The following is a 16,328-nucleotide window of genomic DNA, read 5'->3' as shown; positions in this document are numbered from 1 at the left end:
TAGCACCCCGATCCGGTGGAAAGAAAATCCGTATGTTTCAGCCCCCCATGGTGATGGGTAGGGTCGTCGCCCGGGCGGCCCGGACGCAGGCCCAGAGCAGGGCGTCGGCGCCCGGCAGCCGGGGGTGGCGCACCTCCGGGGCGATCAGCCAGCGGGCGACGGCCGGCGTGGGCTCGCTCCCCTCGGGTGACGGGTAGAGCGGGGGGACGGTCACGGCGTCGCCCGTGCCGTAGCAGAGCAGCGGGGGAGCCGTGCGGTCCCGGCGGCCCCACTCCTCCCAGGCCAGCAGCGCGGGCAGCCGCTGGGCCGTGCCGGGCGCCGCGAACAGCAGCAGCCTGCCGCGGTGGGCCGCCACCGGTCCGGAGCCGGGGCCGCCGGGCGACCACAGCCGGGCCAGTATCCGGCGGCCGAAGAGGGCCGGGGCGTCGATCACGTCGAACACCGTGCCGCAGGGGAGCACGACCGGCGCCATCGGGTCGTCCGCCCACAGGGCGTGCACCTCGTGCGGCACTCTGGCGGCGGACGCGAGCCAGTCGGCCCCGGCCAGGGTGACGTACGCGGGGGCGGGCGGCGCCCAGGAGGCGGAGGGCGCGGGAGCGGGGGAGGGTGCGGGCGAGGGGACGGGCGTGGGCCGGTGGCGGGCGGGGCGCGGGTCGTACGGCCGGGAGCTCATGGCCCCATGCTCCAGCCAGGACGGGGGGCCGTCCGGGGTAGTTCCGGGAAACCGGGACAGGGGCGGTGACGGTGCGCTACTTTGTGCGCCGCATATGCCAACGGCCCATGATCGAGGACCATGGGCCGTCCGGCCGTGGGCCGGGTCAGTCGGCCTGGCTGCTGCCGCGCAGCAGGTCACGGCCGAACTCGACCATCTTCTTCGTGTAGTCCTCGCTCCACTCTGCCCGCTCGGCGATCACCGCCGTCGGCAGTCTGTCGAAGCGCCGGGGATCGGCGAGCTGAGCCGCCGCCACCGCCTGGAACTCCGTCGCCCGGTCCGCTGCCGCGCGGAACGCCAGGGCCAGCTCGGTGGAGCGGGCCAGCAGCTCACGCGGGTCCTCGATCGATTCGAGATCGAAGAAGTGCTCGGGGTCGGCGACGGCCTCGGGTGGCTCGAAGAGCAGCTGCGCGGGCTTCAGGCGGCGCGGGCCCTCACTGCCCGGCCCACCGGGAGCCTGCTTCGGCTCGCACATGTACATACCTCCAGAATCGTCTGCACCGTCATCCATTGTCCTGCCGCGCGCAAGTGCGCCCCCGCCCCGCCCCGGGCCGCGCCCCCGCGCCCCACAACGCCCGACACGCCGCTGAACACGCCTGAAAGGCACCGACTGGACGGGCGCCGAACGAGCTCCCGGCCGGGCCCCGGCTCACGGCCGCCACGGGACGCGATGCTCGGCCAGATGCGCCCACACCGCGTGATTCGCCTCCCAGCCGTCCGGGAACTTCACCGTCACCCCCAGCCGTACCGGCTCCGTCGACGGGTGCTCGTCCAGCAGGCGGTCGACGCCGGCCCGGCTCACCACGACGCACGCGTGCCGGTGCCGTGAGGCCAGCACGCACAGGCGGCCCGTCTCCAGGTGGAACGCCGTCGCGTCCGGGCGCCCCGACAGCGGGTGGAGCACGACCGTCACGTCGAACTCACGGCCCTGGAGCCGGTTCGCCGTATCCACTGTCACCCCGGTCACCCCCTGTTCCGCAAGGGCCGCCCGGACGGCCGCGGCCTGGTCGCGGTGGGCCGTGCCCACCGCGATCCGGTCCGCGGTCAGCGGCGCCGGTTCCGGCGAGCGCTCGCCGGTCACGGCCCCGCCCCGGTCCAGCATCCGGCGGACGACCAGCGCCACCGCGCCCACCGCCTCCGGGTCCGTGCGCGGCGTGTGCCGCGCGGGCAGCTCCAGCAGGCCCCAGCCCGACTCGGCCGCCTCGTCCAGCACCCGGTCCGGGCCCGAGCCGTCGGAGGGCACGCCGAAGGACAGCAGCCGGTCGCCGTGGTCCGTGCCGCTGCGGAACGGGGTGTACGGATAGAAGGCCGCCGACACCAGCGGCGCCGCCGACGCCGGCAGCCGCCACGACACCGGCAGCCGGTGCTGCGGCAGCCCCGGATTGTGGGCGAGCAGCGTGCTCACCGCGCTCGCCGACGGGTCGTACGACAGCCCCGCCCACTGCTCCGCCCCCACCACGCTGAACGGATCCAGCTGGCCCGGGTCGCCCACGAACAGCGCCCGCTCGAACAGCCCCGCCACCGCCAGGAGCGCGTCCGAGCGCATCTGGTACGCCTCGTCGACGATCGCGTGCCCCCAGGGCTCGGCCACCTTGGTGTGCGCCCACTTCGCCGCCGTGGAGATCACCACGTCCAGCCCGGCCAGGTCCGCCGCCTTCGCGGAGGTCACGACCGAGTCGAGCGCGTCGAGCGCCGGGTCGTAGGGGTGGCGGTCATTGCTGTGCAGCCGGCCCACCGGCAGCCCGGGGTCCTGCTCGGCCAGCCGCAGCACCAGGTCGTCGACCTGGGCGTTGGTCTGGGCGACGACCATCAGCGGCCGGCCGGCGGCGGCCAGCTCCCGGGCCGCCCGCACCACCAGCGTCGACTTGCCCGCGCCGGGCGGCGAGTCCACCACGACACCGCGGTGCGGGCCGTGCAGCGTGTCGCGCAGGATCGCGTCCGTGGCCGCCTTGGCCGCCGCGGCGGGGTCGAAGGCGCGCTCGCGCGCCAGAGGAACGGTCACAGCAGATCCTCCGCGGTCACCGGGTCGGGAGCCTCGGCCGGGCCCTCGGCGGGCGGGCCGCCATGGGTCCAGGGCGTCCGCTCGGGGTCGGGCAGCTCGGGGCCGCCCCGGGGCGCGTGCTCGAACAGCGTCCAGCACACCCGGTCGCCCACCTCGGGCACGGAACCCGCGTCGGGCACCTTGCCGCGCCCCATGCCGCCGGTCAGCCGCACGGTAAGAGCACCGGGGCCGCCGGGGCCGCCGGGGTCGTGCGCCACGAATTCGGCGCTCTGCGACCTGCCGTCCGGCAGGGCGCGGTGGAGCGCGACGCCGGCCGCGAGAAGCGGGGCGTCGGCGGTGCGGACGGTCACGAGGGGCCGTGGCCTCGGCACCTTGGCCTCGGTGTACTCCATCACCACCTCGGCGACCTCCCCCGCGAACGCCTCCCCGGCCAGCCGCCGGCCCGCCATCACCAGCGGGTCGTCCAGCGCCTCCTGGGCGTCGAGCTGCGCCTGCGCGCTCTCGCGGGCGGCGAGCTTGCGCGCGGCCGTGACCGCGTCGTCCCGCCGCGGCTGCGGCGGCTCCCCGGCGCGGACGCGGTCGCGGTGCGCGGTGTACGACCAGCGGTCGCGCTTCCAGCGCTCGGCGACCCGCGCGCCCTCCGGGAGCGTCCGCAGCAGGTCGACGCCGTGCCAGACGGCGTCCCAGGTGGGGCGCAACTGCGTCGCCAGCAGCTCGCGGACCTCGCTCTCGGCGGCGGCCAGCTCCGCCCGCGCGGGCGCGAACCGGTGCGCCGACGCCTCCAGGACGGCAGCGCGGGCCCGGTCGTAGCGGGCGACGGCGGGGGCCAGCCGCTTGTTGTCGAAGACCGGGTCCGTGGCCGGGCCGGCGGGCGGGTGGACCAGCAGTCCGTCCGGCCCGCGCGCCAGCTCCGCGCGCAGCGCGGCCTCCGGGCCCGGCACGTCCCGCGGCGGGTCGATCCAGGCCAGCAGGGAACCGAGGTGCTGGTCCTCCAGGGCGCTCTGGCCCGTCGCCCAGTGCCGGCCCAGCACCTGCGTCATCGCCAGCAGCAGCGACGATCCGGGCACCCGGGCGCGCTCCCCGAAGTGCGTCAGCCAGCGCCCCAGCATCGGCACGCGCGGCGGCGCGGGGTGGGGCGCGTCGGGGTCCTGCTCGGCGGTGCGGCGGAAGCGCGTGGACCGGCCGAGCAGCCGGACGTACTCCACGCCCGCCGCGCTCGGCACCAGCAGCTGCGGGGCGTCCGCGCACAGCTCGACCTCGACCGGCACCTTCTTCCCGGTGCCGGGATCGGTCTCCTTGCGCTGCTCGAGCTCGACGGCGTCGCCGAACTCCTCCAGGTACGGCAGCAGCGCGTCGGCGAGCTCGGCGAGGAACGCGGACCGCAGATCCCTGTCGCGCGGCTGCGCCACGAACAGCAGCCGGGGCGCGTCCCGCTCCGTCCCCACCATCGCCCCGAGCGGCGCGCCGGCCTCACCGGCGGTCGTCAACGGCACGAACACACACGGCCGCTCGGCGACATGCCGGTGCCGCACGGTGACAACCGGCCGCGCCCGCCCGTCCCGCACGGCTTCCATCCGCGCGAGGGTGCTGATCAGCGACATGCGGACTCCTTCCGGAGAGGCGTGGAGGGACGTGCGGGGTCAGGCGGGTTTTCCGCCGCGACGGCGCTCCGCCCGCGCCGCGCTGTCCGGCGGTGCCCAGCCGGCATCGGCCGATCCGTTCGCCAGGGCCGCCGGCTCATCGGCCCGCCCCCGCCAGGGCGCCCTCGTCGGCCGAGGCGAGCGCCAGCGCCTCCGCGTGGAGCGCGGACGCGCGGCGGAGGGCCGCGACCGCCGGGTCGTCGGGGGAGCCGGCCTCGCCCGCCGCCGCCGCGAGGACGGACGCGACGGTGGTCAGGCCACCGAGCTCCGCGCGGACGCCGCGCCCCAGGGTCTGGACGGAGTCCGCCGCGCGGGCCCGTGCCCGGCAGTGGAAGGCCAGCTCGCACGCCGCGAGGCACTCCGGCGCGTACGCCGCCGCGACCGCGTCCAGGGCCTCGGCCAGCTCGCCGGCGGGCCGGGTCGGGGTGCGGCCGTCGCCGGACAGATCGAAGGTCGTGCCCTCCGGGAGCCCGGCGGCGATCTCCGCCACGCCCGTCAGCCGCTCCAGCTGGCGGCGCGTGGTGGCCAGCGGCTTGCGGAGGTCGACGAGGGCGGCGGCCGGCAGGTTGGAGAAGTCCTTCGGGCAGACCAGCAGGGCCTGCTCGCGCACCGCCGCCGCGCCCTCCGCCACCCGCTCGGCCACGGCCTCGAGCGCCAGCGCGTACACCGCCGCCTGCCGGGCTGCCGCGCCGACCTTCGCCGCGTCGGCGGAACCGTCGATCATCGCGAAGGACTTGATCTCGACGACCGTCCAGCCGCCGTCGGGATGGACGACGATCGCGTCCGGCTCCAGATACGCCGGCGTCCCGGCGACGGTGAGCGCCAGCAGGGGGTGGTCCAGCACGGCCCACCGCCCGGCGGCGGTCGCCTCGCGCAGGGCGAGGGCCGTGCGCGCCGTACGGCCCTGGAGCCCGGCGGCGGAGAGATCCGGCGTGTCCACGGAGTCCGGGCCGGGCGCGGGGGAGCCGTCGGCCAGCCGATCGTGGAGCAGGCGGACGAGCTCCGCGCCGCCGTCGGACTTGACGCGGGCCTCGAAGGAATGGCCGCGCACGAAGGCGAACTGCGACTGCCCGAACGTCACCGGCGCCCCCACGGCCCGTGCCAGCGCCGCCTTGTCCACCCCCGCCCCGTCGAGCAGGGCGCGGCGGTGACAGCCGGGGTTCGCGGCGAGCGCCGCGAGCGCGCGGGCGTCGAGCGGGACGGGCGCGACGGAGGGGCCGCGCAGCTCAGCGAGCCGCTGTCGCAGCGCCGTCGGTGCGGCTGTCCCCGGCCCTGCCCCGGGCCGGCTGTCGGGGGATCTGGTCACTGGCGTCCGCCTCGCGAAGTCTCTCCGGCGCCCCCGGGCGAACCCGGGACGGCGCAGTACCCGCTGTACCCGCCGAAGTCTCGCACCCGGCACTGACATTCGCCGCTGCCACGGCCGTTTCCGCAGGTACGGGGGGTGCCGTCGGGACGAGGCGGGCGCGGATCCGTTCGGCGAGCCGCAGCGCCGGGCGGGCGAGGAGGAAGCCCGCGCCCATCACGGCGGCGCCGGCGACGGCGTCGAGGAGGTAGTGGTTGGCGGTGCCCATCACCACGAGGGTGATCAGCAGCGGATAGGCGACACCCGCGATCTTGGTCCAGATCGTGCGGCCCTGCGCCCACAGCACGACGCCGCACCACAGCGCCCAGCCCACGTGGAGGCTCGGCATGGCCGCGTACTGGTTGGTGAGCCCGCCCAGGCCGCGGGGGGCGCTGGCGTCGCCGCCCCACCAGCCGTACTCGGAGTACTGCCGCATCGTGTCGACGAAGCCGAAGGACGGGTCGAGGAGGCGGGGCGGGCAGGTGGGCAGGAGGGTGAAACCGATGAGGCCGATGAGGGTGGAGATCATCAGCCAGGTGCGCATCCGGCGGTAGTGGTCGGGGCGTCGCCTGAAGAGCCAGACCAGGAGCGCGGGGGTGAGGAGGTAGTGGAGGGCGGCGTAGGCGAAGTCGGCGGGTATGCCGATCGCCGAGTGATCGGTGAACAGCCGGTTGAGCGAGTGCTCGATGTTTATTCGGAACGTTTTTTCAAGATCGAGTATCGCGACGCCGTGATCCACGGCCGACTGCACGTCGCCTCTTACCAGCAGCCGCCCGGCCGAGTAGAGCCCGTACACCACGGCGATGAGTGGCAGTTCGGTCCACCAGCGCGGCCGCTTCCCCAGTGGTGCGGTGTACATCCGGACGCTCTCCATGTGTTCAGGCGGCCAATAAGCGCGATATGCAACCGTACGGCGTACGCCACATCTCTCGCACACCGCCCCGTGAGTCCACCCGAACCCCGAGGTGCGGGGTTGGAGACGCCGGGAATGGCCGGAGGGTTGCCCGTTGGTGAAGTGAGTGATGATGGGAGCGAAACTCACACCCGTTCCCGGGGTGACCGACTTCACGCCTTTCACCCGGGCCGACGATCACCGCACGCAGATCACCGCACGCACCTCGTAAGGACTCTCCCCATGGCACCGCGCATCCTGCTGGCCCGGCACGGACAGACGGAGTGGTCGCTGTCCGGCAAGCACACCGGCCGCACGGACATTCCCCTCCTCGACGAGGGGCGGCGCGGCGCCAAGCTGCTGGGTGAGCGGCTGCACCGCGCCCCCTGGGACGACCTGCCGGACGTGGAGGTCCGGACGAGCCCCCTCGTCCGCGCCAAGGAGACCTGCGAGCTGGCCGGCTTCGGTGGCCGGGCCGCCGAGTGGGACGCGCTCATGGAGTGGGACTACGGCGCCTACGAGGGCATGACCCCCGCCGAGATCAAGGCGGGCCGCCCCGACTGGCTGATCTGGCGCGACGGCGTCCCCGAGGGCGAGACCCGGGCGGAGGTCGCCGCCCGGGCGGACGAGGTCGTGGAGTGGGCCCGCTCGGCCGACCGCGACGTGCTCGTCTTCGCCCACGGCCACATCCTGCGGACGATCGCCGCGCGATGGATGGGCGAGGACATCTTCTTCGGCTCCCGCATCCGCCTCGACCCGACCTCCCTGTCCATCCTGGGCTGGGCGTACGGCGCGCCGGCGATCGAGCGCTGGAACGACACGGGCCACCTCGCCTGACGGCTCGGTGAAAGGGCGGCGCACCCCCTCACGCGGGCCGCACGGCCGCCTCATGTCGGCTCAGGAAACCCGACACCGCCGGGTTTGAGGCGTGACGGCGCAACATACGGGCCGTCGACGCCAGCATCGTCCTGATGCGGGCCGACTGGACCTGCTCCAGCAGCCCCAGCGCCTTCCCCCCGGCCACGGCCGCCGCGTCCGGGGAGCCGCCCCGGGCCAGGTCGCCCGCCAGTTGCGCGGTGTAGAGCGCGATGTTCCGGGCGAAGTGCGGGTCCTGGAGCGCGACCGCGCGCTCCGCGTGGTCCGCCGCGCGCCGCCAGTCGCCCAGGGCGGACCAGCACTGGGCCTCCAGGCCCTCCAGCTCCGCCTCGCCGAAGAAGGTCATCCACTCCGGGTCGGCCTCGGCCGCCCCGCGCCCGAAGAGCGTCCGGGCCCGCCCCAGCGCCTCCTCGGTCGCCTGCCGGTCGCCCAGCCGCGCCCAGCCGCCCGCCTCCCGCAGGGCCAGCAGGGACATCAGCCGCGCCGACCCCAGCCGCCGCCCCGCCCGCTGCGCGGCCTGCGCGGCGCGGATCGCCTCGCGGGGGCGGGCCGCGTCCCGGGCGAGGAAGGCCATGTTGCAGAAGGCGTGCGCCTCCAGCGCCGGGTCCCCGGCCACGCGGGCGGTGGCCAGGGCCTCGGCGTAGTGGGAACGGGCGTCCGCGAACCGGCCGGAGTCGTGCGCCAGCCAGCCCACGGAGATCGCCAGTTCGCCCGCGCCGGAGTGCAGCCGGTCGGCCACCGACCGCCGTCTGGTCTCCGCGTCCAGCAGCCCGTAGGCCGCCTTCAGGGGACGCGCGGCGCGCCGGTAGAGCCCGTCCGCGCCGTGCCGGTCGTCGAGCAGCCGGATGTGCCGCACCGCCTGTTCGACGGCGGCGGCCTCGGCCTCCCCCGCGTGGCGCCGGTGCGCCCGGGGGCCGGTGCCCAGGGACGCGGCGGCCACGGCGGCCGTGCCGGAGGTCATGAACGCGCGACGCAACACGTCGCTCTCCTCGCTGCTCTCGGTGGAGCTCTCCGCCGCACCGGAGGAGGTACGGCTTTCGGCGGGGCTCTCGGATGAACCGGGCGGCGCGGAGCCCTTCTTGCGCGCCCCCCTGCCACGCACGGACTCGCGGGGTGCGAAGCCCATGTCCGCCGGCTCGCGGCCGGGGAACATGTGCCGGAACACTCGCTCGTAGGCGTAGTTGGGGCAGCGGATCTCCCCGGACTCCACACGCCCGATGTAGCGCGCGTCGCACGAGACGTGTTCGCCGATCTCCCGGGCCGCACGACGCACGGCGGCCGCGAATTCCCCTGGTGAACGCGGGCCGCGCAACTGCCGGAACGCGAGGTTGGGACGGGGTGACGAGGACGCGTGGGGCGACGCCATGGCCGGACCCTCTCCTGGCGAGCCGCCCCGAGGGCAACCCGCGAGGCGGGCGGCTGTGCTTGCCGTGTGGCGTGATGACCGTACCGGCTGCGGTGATTCCACTACATCCGGTTTGACTACAAAACGGATATCCCACCTGCCATCCGCCATGAACTGCCATCCTTTGCGGCGGCATGGCGCCGTAGCCGTTGACGCGTCCACGCGTTGAACCCGAAGAGCGCGAGCGCGCTCGGCGTGGATCCCGACGCGGACTCGGGCACGGCGTGAGGAGGGGTTTCCCGTGGTGGAGGCCGGAGTGGACATCGGCGGCTCGCGGACGACGGCCCTGCGGCGGCCGTTCCAGGACCACAGCACGTCCCCGTACCCGCCGCAGGCCGGTGGCGACGGCGCCGAGGCGCACCCCTGCGACCTCGTCACGGTCCCCGCGCGCCAGGGCCTGGAGGCCGTCGACATCCTGCGGCTGCGCGACGGAGTGGGCCCCGTCCTCCACGACGGCGACTGCGACACCCTCGGCTTCCTCGTTCCGCCCGGCACGGCCGACGGCTGGGACCTGCCCGGCAGCGCCTGCACCCAGACCTACGGCCGCGGCCTGCGGACGAGCGCTGCCGAGCCCCCCGTCAACGGCACGGGCTGGCTCGTCGCCCCCGACGCCGCCTACGCCTCCGCCACCGACCCCGCCGTGCTCCGCGCCGCCCTCGGCGAGGCCGCCCGCACCATCGAGGCCGTCGACCGCTGCCGCTGAGCGCTCCGCTGGAAGCCCGATACATCACCTGCGGGTGCGTCGTGGCTGGTCGCGCCCGCGCGGCGGAGCCGCATGGTGTGTCACGGCCCCGCCCCCCTTCGGGGCGCTGCCGAACCGCACCGGCGATACTGGAGGGGTGGCGAAGGGCAAGCAGAAGCAGGGGCGCGGACGCGCCGCCGAACCGATATCCGTGCGGGTGGCGGGCGGTCTCGCGGAGCTCGTCCCCGACCGCGACCGGCCGCGCGGCCGCACCCTGCTGATCGACGGGGCCCCGCAGTCCCACGTCGACCTGGACGACCCCGCCCATCTGGACTTCTCCTACCAGCGGCGGCTCGGCCACATCGTCGACCTCGTCGCACCGCCCGGCAAACCCCTCCAGGCCGTCCACCTGGGCGGCGGCGCCTTCACCCTCGCCCGGTACATCGCCGCCACCCGGCCCCGCTCCACCCAGCAGATCGTCGAGATAGACGCGCCCCTGGTCCAGTTCATACGGGCCGAGCTGCCGCTGGAGCCGAGCTGGCGCATACGGGTGCGCGGCACCGACGCCCGGGAGGGGCTCGCCAGGATCCCCGACGGCTGGGCGGACCTGATCATCGCCGACGTCTTCAGCGGCGCCCGTACCCCCGCCCACCTCACCAGCACGGAATTCATCACCGACGTCCGGCGCGCCCTGCGCCCCGGCGGCCACTACGCGGCCAATCTCGCCGACGGCCCGCCCCTCGCCCACCTCAAGGCCCAGATAGCGACGGTCCGCACCGTCTTCCCCGAGCTGTGTCTCACCGCCGACCCGGCGGTGCTGCGCGGCCGGCGCTTCGGCAACGCCGTGCTGCTGGCCTCCGACCACGAGCTGCCCATCGCCGAGCTGACCCGCCGGGCCGCCACCGACCCCCACCAGGGACGGGTCGAACACGGCCGCGCGCTCCTCGACTTCACCGGTGGCGCCGAGCCCGTCACCGACGCGAGCGCCCGTCCCTCGCCCGCCCCACCGCCCTCCGTCTTCGAGTGATGGACGTCGACTGATGGGCGTTCAATCGATGGGCAGTCGCCCCGTCCGCGCCACCCGCGCGTACCACCGCGCGCTGGACTTGGGCGTGCGGGCCTGGGTGGCGTAGTCCACGTACACCGCGCCGAACCGCTTGCTGTAGCCGTACGCCCACTCGAAGTTGTCCAGCAGCGACCAGAGGAAGTAGCCCCGGACGTCCGCGCCCTCGCCGAGGGCCCGCAGTACAGCCTCCAGATGGGCGTGCAGATAGGCGATCCGCTCGGGGTCGTCGACGGCGCCGTCGGCGCCCGGCTTGTCGTCGTAGGCGGCGCCGTTCTCGGTGACGATCAGCGGCAGCCCGGGGACCTCACGGGTGAAGCGCGTCAGCAGGTCGTACAGGCCGGTGGGGTCGACGGCCCAGTCCATCGCGGTGAGCTTGCCCGGCGGCCGGTGGAAGGCCACACCCCCGGCGCCCGGCCAGGGGGAGGGCTCGCCCTGGCCGGGCGCCGGGGGATTGTCAGTGGCGGCTGATACGACTGTGGGCGAGTAGTAGTTGATGCCCAGCGCGTCGAGGGGGTGCCGGATGACGTCCGTGTCGTCGCCGCGTACGAACGACCAGTCCGTGATGGCCGCCGTGTCGGCGAGAAGGTCCTCGGGGTACGCCCCGCGCAGCATGGGCCCGGTGAAGATACGGGTGGCCAGCGCGTCCACGCGCCGCGCCGCGTCCTGATCGGCGGGCGAGGGCGTACGGGCCCGTACGGCGGCGGGGTTGAGCGCCACCGACAGCCGGGCCCGCGAGGGCAGCACGGCGCGCAGCGCCCGTGCGCCGAGGCCGTGCGCCAGGTTGAGGTGGTGCGCGGCCCGCAGCGCGGCCTCGTCGTCCGTGCGGCCCGGAGCGTGCACCCCGGCCGCGTAGCCCAGGAAGGCGCTGCACCAGGGCTCGTTGAGGGTGGTCCACAGCTCGACGCGGTCGCCGAGCGCCTCGCCGACGAGCCGGGCGTAGTCGGCGAAGCGGTGGGCGGTGTCGCGCTCGGGCCAGCCGCCCGCGTCCTCCAGCTCCTGCGGGAGGTCCCAGTGATAGAGCGTCAGCATGGGCTGGACGCCGTGGTCGAGGAGGTCGTCGACGAGCGCCCGGTAGAAGTCGAGGCCGCGCGGCGAGGCCGGGCCGCGTCCGGTGGGCTGGACCCGGGGCCAGGAGACGGAGAAGCGGTACGCGCCCAGGCCCAGCTCCGCCATGAGGCGGACGTCCTCGGCGCGGCGGTGGTAGTGGTCCGTCGCCGTGTCCCCGGTGTCGCCGCCGAGTACCCGGCCCGGCGTACGGGAGAAGGTGTCCCAGATGGAGGGGGTGCGGCCGTCCTCGCCGGCCGCGCCCTCGACCTGGTAGGCGGCGGTCGCGGCGCCGAAGAGGAAGCCGGGCGGGAAGTCCACGGTCATGTCGCACGCTCCGGAAGGAGAGGGGGAAACGGTGGGGGAGTCAGCCCTTGAGCGCGCCGCGCATGATGCCGCCGACGATCTGCCGGCCGAAGAGCGTGAAGGCCAGCAGCAGCGGCAGCGTGCCCAGCAGCGCCCCGGCCATCACCACGGCCTGGTCGGGGACGTAGCCCCGGCCGAGCCCGGTGAGGGCCACCTGCACGGTCGGGTTCTCCTGGGTCAGCGCGATGACGGGCCAGAAGAAGTCGTTCCACGCCTGGACGAAGGAGAGCATCCCCAGCACGGCCATCGCCGGCCTGGCGACGGGGAGGACGACGTGCCACACCACGCGCAGGCTGCTCGCCCCGTCCACGCGGGCCGCCTCGATCAGCTCGTCGGGCAGCGCCTCGATCAGGTACTGCCGCATGAAGAACACCCCGAAGGCGCTCACCAGCGCGGGCAGGACGACGGCCCGCAACTGGTCGGTCCACCCCAGCCGCGCCACGATCATGAAGAGGGGGACGACGCTCAGCTGCGGCGGCACCATCATCGTGCCGACGGTCAGCAGGAGCAGCGCCCGCCGGAAGCGGAACCGCAGCTTGGCGAAGGCGAAGCCGGCGATCGTGCAGAAGAGCACCGTGCCCAGGGCCGCCGTCCCCGCGACGAGCGTGGTGTTGGCGAGGGCGAGGCCCAGCCGGGCGTCGGTCCACGCCGTGCCGAGGTTGGTGAACAGCCTGCCGCCGAACCACAGCGGGGGCGGGGTGTGCGCCAGCCGGGCGCTGTCGCCGGAGGCGGCCATCGCCGTCCACACGAGCGGGAGGAGCGAGCCGGCGGTGAAGAGCGTCAGGACGGTGTAGGCCACGGGCCCCGCGCGCGGCCGTCGCCCGATACCGGTACCGATGCCGGTGGACACGTCGCCCTCTCACCGGTCCTTCCCCAGCCACCGCGCGAGGAGCGCGTTCACGGCGGCGATCAGCAGCAGGAGCAGGAACATCGTCCAGGCGACGGCCGAGGCGCGCCCGAGGTGGTAGTTGAACCAGCCCTGCTCGTAGAGGTAGAGCCCCAGGGTCTGGAACTGGTGCGAGGCGCCGCCCTTCTGGCCGCCCGCCCCGCCGAACAGCAGGGGCTCGCCGAAGAGCTGGGTCGCCCCGATGGTGGAGACGACGACGGTGAAGAGGATCGTCGGCCGCAGCGCCGGCACGGTGATGTGGAGGAACTGCCGCGCCCGCGAGGCGCCGTCGAGTGCCGCCGACTCGTAGAGCTCGTCCGGCACGGCCTGCATGGCGGCCAGGTAGATCAGCGCGTTGTAGCCCGTCCACCGCCAGATCACGATCGAGGAGACCGCGCACCGCGAGCTCCAGGTGCCGTTCTGCCAGTCGACCGGGCCGACGCCCGCCGCCTCCAGCGCCCAGTTCACCATCCCGTAGTCCCGCCCGTAGAGGACGACGAAGACGAGCGTGGCGGCGGCGACGGAGGTGGCGTACGGGGTCAGCAGCGCGACCCGCCAGAAGGTGGCGGCGCGCAGCCGGTAGTGGAGGAGGTGCGCCAGGCCCAGCGCCATCAGCAGCTGCGGCACGGTCGACAGGACACCGATGGTGAAGGTGTTGCGCAGCGCGTTCCAGAAGAAGTCGTTGCCGAGCAGCCGGGCGTAATTGTGGAGGCCCGCCCACTCCATGTGTTCGGGGGAGGTCAGCTCGACGCGGTGCAGCGAGGTCCACCCGGTGTAGAGGAGGGGGAAGAGGCCGAACGCGGCGAAGGAGAGGAAGAACGGGGCGACGAACGCGTAGGGGCTGTAGCGGAGGTCCCAGCGGTGGAGGCGGCCGCGCGGGCGGTCCCGGCCGCGCGGCCGGGACCCGGGGGCGGTGGCCGCGCCCTCGACGACGGGGGTCGTCGCGGTCATTCGTCCACCGCGTTCTCGATCTCCCGCTGTGCCGCCCGCCAGCCGTCCCGGGGCGATCTGCCCTGCTGTTCGACCTGGGGGATGCCGACCTCGGTGAACGCGAGCCCGATCTGCTGCTCGCGCGGCCCGAAGAACAGCGTCGGGACGTGCCGGGCGGCCTCCGTGAAGATCCTTCCGATGGGCGCGTCGCCGAAGTAGGGGTTGCGGGCGTCCCTGACCTCCGGCATGGCGTAAGAGGCCGGGGTGGAGGGGATGCCCGCCTGCCGTTCGAACAGCTTGGCCTGCTGGGCGGGGGCCGTCAGCCAGACGGCGAGCTCGATCGCGGCGGCCCGGTGCCGGGCGGCCCTGGGCACGCCGATGAAGGAGCCGCCCCAGTTGGCCGGACGGGGCGCGGCGGCCACGTCCCACTGGCCCCGGCCCGCCGGGCCCGACTTCTCCTTGATGTAGCCGAGCATCCAGGGCGGGCAGGCGACGGTGGCGAAGCGGCCGTTGGCGTACGCCTGGTCCCAGGGCTTCTCGAACTGTTTGAGCCGGGCCGTCAGCCCGTCCCGGGCGGCCCGCGTCGCCAGGTCCCAGGAGGCGCGGACGGCGGGGCCGTTCCGGTAGCGGGGACGGCCCTCGCGGTCGTAGTAGCGCTCGGGGTAGCCGTGCACGGCGGCGTTGTAGAGGCCGGCCGCCGAGTCGGTGAAGACCGTGCCCGCCGGGGCCCGGCGCCGGTAGGCCCGGCCGGCCTCCAGATAGCGCCGCCAGTCCCCGGCCCACAGCCTGCCGACCGCCTCCCGGTCCGTGGGGAGCCCCGCCCGCTGGAAGAGATCCTTCCGGTAACAGACGGCGATCGGCCCGATGTCCGTGCCGAGGCCGATGGTCCGGCCGTCGGGGGTGGTGGCCTGCGCCCACTTCCAGGAGAGCCAGTCGCCCCGGTGGACACCCTTGGCGCGGGAGAGGTCCTCGAAGAGGTCGCCCCGGGCGGTGGCCAGCTCATGGACGTTGGCCACCTCCATGGCCTGGATGTCGGCGAGGCCGCTGCCCGCCGCGAGGTGGGTGAGGAGCTGGGGGTAGTAGGCCTCGTTCCGGTCGATCACGGATTCCTTGATCGTGACGCCCGGGTGGAGCCGTTCGTACTCCGTGTAGAGGCCGGCCTGCTTGTAGCCGAAGACACCGAAGGTGCCGACGGTGATCGTGGTGCGCCGGGCGCCCCTGCTGTCCCCGTCGTCTCCGTCCTTGGCACAGCCGTCGAGCAGGCTCATGCCGAGGACCAGGGCGGCGGCGACCACGAACAGCAGGGCGCGGCGTCGGTAGGGCCCGCTCGACCAGGCGGTCACTGGATGACGGTGACGTTCTCCGCCTGCGGCCCCTTCTGTCCCTGGGTGACGTCGTACTCGACCTTGTCACCCTCGTGGAGTTCCTTGAAGCCAGTTCCCTGGACGGCGGAGAAGTGGACGAACACGTCCGGGCCTCCGTCGTCCTGTGAGATGAAGCCGAATCCCTTTTCGGCGTTGAACCACTTCACTGTGCCTGTTGCCATCGGTCATGACCCTTCGTCCGGTACCGGCATCTCAGCTTTGCCCGGATGGAGGGCAGAAGTCCCCCGACCGCCCCCTGCGTCACCCCTGAGGACTACAAAACGAAAAGAGCCCGGTCCGCTTGAAGCGGACCGGGCTCTTCCCGATCAGGGTGAGTAACGGGACTCGAACCCGCGACATCCTGGACCACAACCAGGTGCTCTACCAGCTGAGCTATACCCACCACGTCCGGCGTTTGTTTCCGTGTTTCCCACCGGCCGAGAAGAAGTCTACAGGGTCTTGAGGGGTGCTCGCTCCCAGCTTTCGCCGTGCCGGGAGCGAGCTACGTCACTATGCCTGAGCGGACAGGACGTGCTTGGCCGCGATGGCCTTCGCCGTGTCGGAGTCCGGTCCGGGCTGGGGGACGAAGATCGCCTCGCGGTAGTAGCGGAGCTCGGCGATCGACTCGCGGATGTCCGACAGCGCCCGGTGGTTGCCGTTCTTCTTGGGGCTGCCGAAGTAGGCGCGCGGGAACCAGCGGCGGGCCAGCTCCTTCACCGAGGACACGTCCACGATCCGGTAGTGCAGATGGCCCTCGAGCGCGGGCATGTCCCGCAGCAGGAAACCGCGGTCGGTGCCGACCGAGTTTCCGCACAGCGGGGCCTTGCCCGGCTCCGGGACGTGCTCGCGGATGTACGCGAGGACCTGCCGCTCGGCGTCCTCGAGCGTGGTCCCGCCGTCCAGCTCCGCCAGCAGCCCGGAGGCCGTGTGCATCTCGCGCACGACCTCGGGCATGGTGGCGAGGGCCTCGGCGGGCGGGCGGATGACGATGTCCACGCCGTCCCCGAGGATGTTCAGCTCAGAGTCGGTGACCAGGGCGGCCACCTCGATGAGCGCGTCGGACGACAGCGAGAGCCCGGTCATCTCGCAGTCGATCCACACCATGCGATCGTTCATACGTC

16 protein-coding genes and 1 tRNA gene are annotated in these 16,328 nt (G+C 74.1%); 3 read left to right on the top strand and 14 right to left on the bottom strand.

Annotated features, from left to right (window positions below):
- Nucleotides 1–37 precede the first annotated feature (37 nt).
- From EKH77_RS11300 to EKH77_RS11275, 6 genes are all read right to left on the bottom strand, one after another.
- Entirely contained in the window at nt 38–673 is a 636-nt protein-coding gene (locus EKH77_RS11300; protein WP_126914275.1) for a bifunctional DNA primase/polymerase, read from the bottom strand.
- Between the two features lie 145 nt (nt 674–818).
- Nucleotides 819–1,187: a hypothetical protein gene (locus EKH77_RS11295; protein ID WP_126914274.1), complete on the bottom strand. Its 369-nt coding sequence runs from the start codon at nt 1,185–1,187 to the stop codon at nt 819–821.
- A gap of 174 nt (nt 1,188–1,361) precedes the next feature.
- Entirely contained in the window at nt 1,362–2,714 is a 1,353-nt protein-coding gene (locus EKH77_RS11290; protein WP_126914273.1) for an AAA domain-containing protein, read from the bottom strand.
- A complete protein-coding gene (locus EKH77_RS11285) occupies nt 2,711–4,315 on the bottom strand; it encodes a hypothetical protein (RefSeq protein ID WP_126914272.1) in 1,605 nt (534 codons plus the stop codon). Before EKH77_RS11285 ends, EKH77_RS11290 begins: the two co-directional genes overlap by 4 nt.
- A 136-nt stretch (nt 4,316–4,451) precedes the next feature.
- Nucleotides 4,452–5,660 (bottom strand): hypothetical protein, encoded by a 1,209-nt coding sequence (locus EKH77_RS11280; RefSeq protein ID WP_240667311.1) that lies wholly within the window; start codon nt 5,658–5,660, stop codon nt 4,452–4,454.
- On the bottom strand, nt 5,581–6,555 hold the full coding sequence (locus EKH77_RS11275; RefSeq protein ID WP_240667310.1) for a phosphatase PAP2 family protein: 975 nt from the start codon (nt 6,553–6,555) through the stop codon (nt 5,581–5,583). The genes EKH77_RS11280 and EKH77_RS11275 overlap by 80 nt, the downstream gene beginning before the upstream one ends.
- A gap of 276 nt (nt 6,556–6,831) precedes the next feature.
- On the opposite strand from EKH77_RS11275, the gene EKH77_RS11270 reads away from it, so the two are divergent.
- A complete protein-coding gene (locus EKH77_RS11270) occupies nt 6,832–7,425 on the top strand; it encodes a histidine phosphatase family protein (RefSeq protein ID WP_126914270.1) in 594 nt (197 codons plus the stop codon).
- A gap of 28 nt (nt 7,426–7,453) precedes the next feature.
- Here the strand turns inward: EKH77_RS11270 and EKH77_RS11265 are convergent, their stop codons facing one another.
- Nucleotides 7,454–8,830, bottom strand: a complete 1,377-nt coding sequence (locus tag EKH77_RS11265) for a tetratricopeptide repeat protein (RefSeq protein ID WP_126914269.1) — start codon at nt 8,828–8,830, stop codon at nt 7,454–7,456.
- Nucleotides 8,831–9,113: 283 nt separating this feature from the next.
- On the opposite strand from EKH77_RS11265, the gene EKH77_RS11260 reads away from it, so the two are divergent.
- Both EKH77_RS11260 and EKH77_RS11255 read left to right on the top strand, forming a co-directional pair.
- Complete coding sequence (locus EKH77_RS11260; RefSeq protein WP_397613125.1) at nt 9,114–9,572, top strand: hypothetical protein; 459 nt, start codon at nt 9,114–9,116, stop codon at nt 9,570–9,572.
- 136 nt (nt 9,573–9,708) lie between these two features.
- Nucleotides 9,709–10,578 (top strand): spermidine synthase, encoded by an 870-nt coding sequence (locus EKH77_RS11255; protein WP_126914267.1) that lies wholly within the window; start codon nt 9,709–9,711, stop codon nt 10,576–10,578.
- 21 nt (nt 10,579–10,599) lie between these two features.
- On the opposite strand, the gene EKH77_RS11250 is transcribed toward EKH77_RS11255, so the two are convergent.
- The 7 genes from EKH77_RS11250 to orn all read right to left on the bottom strand — a co-directional run bounded on the left by EKH77_RS11250 (nt 10,600) and on the right by orn (nt 16,323).
- Nucleotides 10,600–11,988, bottom strand: a complete 1,389-nt coding sequence (locus EKH77_RS11250) for a GH1 family beta-glucosidase (RefSeq protein WP_126914266.1) — start codon at nt 11,986–11,988, stop codon at nt 10,600–10,602.
- A 40-nt stretch (nt 11,989–12,028) separates the two neighbouring features.
- Nucleotides 12,029–12,877, bottom strand: coding sequence for a carbohydrate ABC transporter permease (locus EKH77_RS11245; RefSeq protein ID WP_126914265.1), 849 nt, complete (start codon nt 12,875–12,877; stop codon nt 12,029–12,031).
- A gap of 9 nt (nt 12,878–12,886) precedes the next feature.
- Nucleotides 12,887–13,864 (bottom strand): carbohydrate ABC transporter permease, encoded by a 978-nt coding sequence (locus EKH77_RS11240; protein WP_126914264.1) that lies wholly within the window; start codon nt 13,862–13,864, stop codon nt 12,887–12,889.
- Entirely contained in the window at nt 13,861–15,111 is a 1,251-nt protein-coding gene (locus EKH77_RS11235; RefSeq protein ID WP_126918009.1) for an ABC transporter substrate-binding protein, read from the bottom strand. The genes EKH77_RS11240 and EKH77_RS11235 overlap by 4 nt, the downstream gene beginning before the upstream one ends.
- Nucleotides 15,112–15,182: 71 nt before the next feature.
- Entirely contained in the window at nt 15,183–15,389 is a 207-nt protein-coding gene (locus EKH77_RS11230) for a cold-shock protein (RefSeq protein ID WP_126914263.1), read from the bottom strand.
- Nucleotides 15,390–15,537: 148 nt separating this feature from the next.
- Nucleotides 15,538–15,610: transfer RNA gene (locus EKH77_RS11225), tRNA-His, on the bottom strand.
- Between the two features lie 107 nt (nt 15,611–15,717).
- Entirely contained in the window at nt 15,718–16,323 is a 606-nt protein-coding gene (orn, locus tag EKH77_RS11220; RefSeq protein WP_126914262.1) for an oligoribonuclease, read from the bottom strand.
- Nucleotides 16,324–16,328: the final 5 nt, after the last annotated feature.

This window comes from Streptomyces luteoverticillatus (assembly GCF_003970715.1).
In the GTDB taxonomy this organism is placed as follows: Bacteria; Actinomycetota; Actinomycetes; order Streptomycetales; family Streptomycetaceae; genus Streptomyces; species Streptomyces abikoensis.
This window is presented reverse-complemented; position numbering and strand designations above follow the sequence as displayed.